We start from the raw sequence: 3,806 nt of genomic DNA, 5'->3' as shown, positions 1-3,806 counted from the left end.
CCCCGACGGCACCCCCGACACAGCGCACCCCCGAAGAACCCGCAGCTCACCCCCCACTGTCAGTCCCACCTCCTATCGTGCGGAGGCATGACGACCCCGCGCCCCACCGCAGCGCTCTCCGCAGACGAGGCCCGCCGCATCGCCCTCCACGCCCAGGGCTTCCTCGGCACCCCCAACCGCAAGGCCGGCGTCCGCGGCACCCTCCGCCACCTAGGCGCGGTCCAACTCGACACCATCTCGGTCCTGGCCCGCTCCCACGAACTCATCCCGTACGCCCGCCTGGGAGCCGTAGGCCGCAAAACGGTCGAGGACGCCTACTGGACCGACACCCACGCCTTCGAGTACTGGTCCCACGCGGCGTGCATCCTCCCCATCGAGGAATGGCCCCACTTCGCCTTCCGCCGCCGCGCTTACCGCAGCCGCCCCCACTGGAACCACAGCCTCCCGGACGGCACCTACGACCAGGTCATCAAGCAACTCCGCTCCGAAGGCCCCCTCACCGCCACGGAGTTGGGCGGCGCGAAGAAGACCAGCGAGTGGTGGGACTGGTCCGGCACCAAGGTCGCCGTGGAGCGCGCGCTCATGTACGGCGAGGTGGTCTGTGTGGAGCGCCGCGGCTGGAAGCGCGTGTACGACCTGGCAGAACGCGCCGTTCCGGAGCCCCTGCTGCACGACGACCTGGACGACACCGAGTGCCTGCGCACCCTCGTCCGCCTCGCCGGCCAGTCCCTCGGCGTCGGCACCCGCGCGGACATCGCCGACTACCACCGTCTCAAGGGCGAACAGGTCGACGCGGTGATCGACGACTCGGGTCTGGTCCCGGTCACGGTCGAGGGCTGGGGCAAGCCGGCGTGGGCAGATCCCGCGGCCCTGGCGACACCCCCGCGCGGCCGCCACCGTACGACCCTCCTGTCGCCCTTCGACTCCCTGATCTGGGAACGCGCGCGTACGGAGCGGATCTTCGGCTTCACGCACCGCCTGGAGGCCTACGTCCCCAAGCCGAAGCGGGTGTACGGCTACTTCGCGATGCCGGTCCTGGCCGGTGGCCGTCTCGTGGGGCGCGTGGACCCGGCACGCGAGGGCCGCACCCTCGTCGCCCGGCAGGTCGCCCTGGACGGCCCGAAGGCGGTCCCGGCGGTGGCCCAGGCACTGGTCGAGGCGGCGAGCTGGGTGGACTGCACGGACGTGCGCGTGGAAAGAGTGGACGCCCCGGAACTCCGCGAGCCTCTCGTCAAGGCACTAGCGGATCTCTAGGATCTTCTCCCGCATCGCGTAGACCACGGCCTCCATCCTGGAGTGCAGCTGCAGCTTCTCCAGGATGTTGCGCACATGGTTCTTCACGGTGTTCTCGGAGATGAACAACTCCTTGGCGATATCGCGGTTGTTCATACCGGTGGCGACGAGTTTGAGAACCTCCAGCTCCCGGTCCGTCAGCCGCGGCGCGGGCACAAGCCGGCGTTCGTCCGTCCGCTGGATCATCGACTTGAACTCGGTGAGCAGTTTCGACGCCATGGACGGGCTGATCTGCGACTGCCCGTCGGCCACCGCGCGAATGGCGGTGGCGACCTCGTCCGTGGAGATCTCCTTGAGGAGATATCCGGTCGCGCCCGCCTTGATCGCCTCGTAGAGGTCGGCTTCCTCATCGCTGATCGTCAGCATGATGATCTTGGCGCTGGGTGCCACCTCCTTGATGGAGGTGCATGCCTCGATACCGCCCCGCTTGGGCATCCGTACGTCCATCAGGACGATGTCGGGCAGCAGATCGGCGGCCTTGTCCACGGCCTCGGCGCCGTCGCCCGCCTCGCCCACGACCTGGATGTCCTCCTCGGCCGCGAGCACGATCTCGAGTCCCCGACGGAAGAGGGCATGGTCGTCGACGACCAGGACTCGGATGGGCTCCTTGCGTGGTGAGCCCGCGTCCGATCCCATGCCGACGACGCCGTCGCCGGCATCCCCGTCATGCATCGGTCCGAAGCTGTCCGCCATCGTTCCTCCCCCTGAAGGCTGTGGCTGGTCATGTGCCATCGCCAACCCAAGGCAACGGCCCACCGGTTGGGCCGATGCGGCCATGATTTCATGCCCGGACGACACCGCGGTGACAGAGCCGGGCACGAAGTGGTCGCACACCGGTGCCCCTGGGGTCGCATACGCGCTCCAGGGGCACCGCTCAGCCGTCAGCCGGGTGCGTCAGCCACCCAGCGTGCCACCGGCCGCGGGAGGCTGCGCCTGGGCGACCATCGGGTCCGTGCTGAGGTGGATGACGCCGTAGTCGTAGGCGTGCCGCCGGTAGACGACACTCGGTTCCTTGGTCTCGGAGTCGACGAACAGGTAGAAGTCGTGCCCGACCAGCTCCATCTCGTAAAGAGCCTGGTCAAGGGTCATCGGGGAGGCGACGTGGGTCTTCTCGCGGACGATGAGGGGGCCTTCGCCCTTCACTTCCAGCGAGCCGATCTTCTTGGTGGGTACGCCGTCCGGCTCCTGCTCGTGGACCGGGTGGCCGTTCCCGTTGAGCGTCGCGGCGCCAGGGACGTGGTCGGGGACCTCGGCCGCCGTGAGCCGGCGTGAGCCGCGACGGGAGTAACGCTTGTCGTGCTGCTTGCGCAGTCGGGCGTCGAGCTTTTCCGCCGCCAGGTCGAGTGCCGCGTACGGATCGCTTGCTGCCGCCTCCGCCCGGATCACCGGACCGCGGGAGCGGAGCGTGATCTCCACTCGGTCACAGCGGTCGGCCTGTCGGGGGTTCGGCTCCTTGGACACCTCGACGTCGAGGCTGATCACCTTGCCGTCGAGCTTCTGGATCTTCTCCAGCTTCAGCTTCTCGGCCACGTGCTTGCGGAACCGCTCGGGCACCTCGGTCTTGCGGCCCTTGACGACGATGTCCACGCAGAACTCCGTTCCCGGATCACTCCGCGCCACTGGCGGAGCATCTCCCTTTTGCACCAGGTCCCGGTGAGCCCCGGAACCTCGGACTCGGTGACTTCCACCTCCTCCCCCGTGGACAAGATCTCCACTCCACCGGGGCGGGTGATTGTGAAAAACCCGCGGCACGGCAATCGGATATGAGAGGTGTGGCCTGCGCCTTTCCTCACAACCGAACATATCTCGCCCGGACGGATGTCGTCACCCTCTACCGCGGCGTACCTCCGTTCAGGTGAATTGGCCCTCTCATTACCTGCAACGATGCAAGTTCGCAGTCAGTTCCGGTTTATTTCGAAAGAACCTGGCGCCGCTGCGACCACAGCCGCGCAGATGATGTCACCGGCGCAGTAGGTCCGCACCATTCCGGGCCCATCGCCCATGTCCGCCTCCGCCGATCGGTTCCTCCGTCCCCCTCTGCCTTCCCGAGCAGCCGCGCCGTACACGGCCGTTACGGCAGAGCCGTACGCGACCGAGCCACCGCCACGCCCCCGCGCCACCGCCTCCGCGGCCGTCGCCTCCCGCACGGCACGCGCCGCCTCCGTCAGGGACGCACCCGTGGTCATCAGGTCGTCGACGAGCACGACCCGACCTCCGAGAAGCAATCGCCCACCACCGGGAACGACCGCGAGCGCACCCGCGAGATTCTCCAGCCGCTCCCGTGCGTCGAGCCCCGCCTGATCAGCCACGGCCCGCCGCTGCCGCAACACACCGACGACCCGCGCAGCCACCCCACCGCGCCGCAGCCCCCCCGCCGCCCCCGGGCGGGACCGCCGCGCCGGACCATGCCCCCCCGCCCCCACCACCCCCCCGGCCGGCGGCCCCGGCCCGCACAAAACGCCCCCGCCCCCCCCCGCCCCTTTACCCACACCCCGACCCCCCGAACACCCCGG

General features: G+C 69.1%; 3 protein-coding genes. 1 reads left to right on the top strand and 2 read right to left on the bottom strand.

The features are described 5' to 3' along the window. Window positions 1–87 precede the first annotated feature (87 nt). Complete coding sequence (locus HLK59_RS48810) at window positions 88–1,254, top strand: crosslink repair DNA glycosylase YcaQ family protein (protein ID WP_171148137.1); 1,167 nt, start codon at window positions 88–90, stop codon at window positions 1,252–1,254. Here the strand turns inward: HLK59_RS48810 and HLK59_RS48805 are convergent. Next, window positions 1,240–1,986: a response regulator transcription factor gene (locus tag HLK59_RS48805; RefSeq protein ID WP_171148136.1), complete on the bottom strand. Its 747-nt coding sequence runs from the start codon at window positions 1,984–1,986 to the stop codon at window positions 1,240–1,242. The genes HLK59_RS48810 and HLK59_RS48805 overlap by 15 nt on opposite strands. A 201-nt stretch (window positions 1,987–2,187) precedes the next feature. Next, entirely contained in the window at window positions 2,188–2,913 is a 726-nt protein-coding gene (raiA, locus tag HLK59_RS48800; RefSeq protein ID WP_171148135.1) for a ribosome-associated translation inhibitor RaiA, read from the bottom strand. Window positions 2,914–3,806: the final 893 nt, after the last annotated feature.

It is taken from the genome of Streptomyces sp. S3(2020) (genome assembly GCF_013044505.1).
Classification (GTDB): Bacteria; Actinomycetota; Actinomycetes; order Streptomycetales; family Streptomycetaceae; genus Streptomyces.
The sequence above is the reverse complement of the archived record's forward strand: the minus strand, read 5'-3'. Positions and strand labels throughout refer to the sequence as shown.

Bases quoted from the DNA above. Each gene is read 5' to 3' on its own strand.
- HLK59_RS48810 (WP_171148137.1), top strand. From the start codon at position 88: ATGACGACCCCGCGCCCCACCGCAGCGCTCTCCGCAGACGAGGCCCGC.
- HLK59_RS48805 (WP_171148136.1), bottom strand. From the start codon at position 1,986: ATGGCGGACAGCTTCGGACCGATGCATGACGGGGATGCCGGCGACGGC.